Source organism: Dyella japonica DSM 16301, from assembly GCF_001010355.1.
GTDB lineage: Bacteria > Pseudomonadota > Gammaproteobacteria > Xanthomonadales > Rhodanobacteraceae > Dyella > Dyella japonica.
This window is the reverse complement of the sequence record NZ_JPLA01000091.1, coordinates 1-374: the sequence shown is the minus strand read 5'-3', so window position 1 is coordinate 374 and position 374 is coordinate 1. Positions and strand designations below refer to the sequence as shown.

The following is a 374-nucleotide window of genomic DNA, read 5'->3' as shown; positions in this document are numbered from 1 at the left end:
CGTCTCGTTTCTAAATCTTTTGTGTGCGCTGCCTTTATTTCACGTCGTGTCATGGTGGAGCCAGTCAGGATCGAACTGACGACCCCCTGCTTGCAAAGCAGGTGCTCTCCCAGCTGAGCTATGGCCCCGATGACGGTGGTGGGTCTGGGAGGACTCGAACCACCGGCCTCACCCTTATCAGGGGTGCGCTCTAACCACCTGAGCTACAGACCCGGGAACCTTTGCACTCAACAAAAAAACCTCGCCGACGACGTTGCCGTCGAAGCGGGGTTTCAGTGAAGAGTCCGACCAGGGATGGTCGGTTTTGCTTGTCGCGGCATGGAGCCGCGTGAAGCAAACTTCGCGTGAAATAAAGCAGGTGTCTTGTGTGGACG

General features: G+C 56.7%; 1 protein-coding gene and 2 tRNA genes. All 3 read right to left on the bottom strand.

Annotated elements, in window-relative coordinates:
* Positions 1-52 precede the first annotated feature (52 nt).
* Positions 53-128, bottom strand: a tRNA-Ala gene (locus tag Y882_RS18290).
* An 8-nt stretch (positions 129-136) separates the two neighbouring features.
* Positions 137-213: transfer RNA gene (locus tag Y882_RS18285), tRNA-Ile, on the bottom strand.
* Positions 178-374: hypothetical protein (locus Y882_RS20565; RefSeq protein WP_211259216.1), on the bottom strand; the 197-nt coding region annotated here is incomplete at its 5' end. The genes Y882_RS20565 and Y882_RS18285, both read right to left, overlap by 36 nt.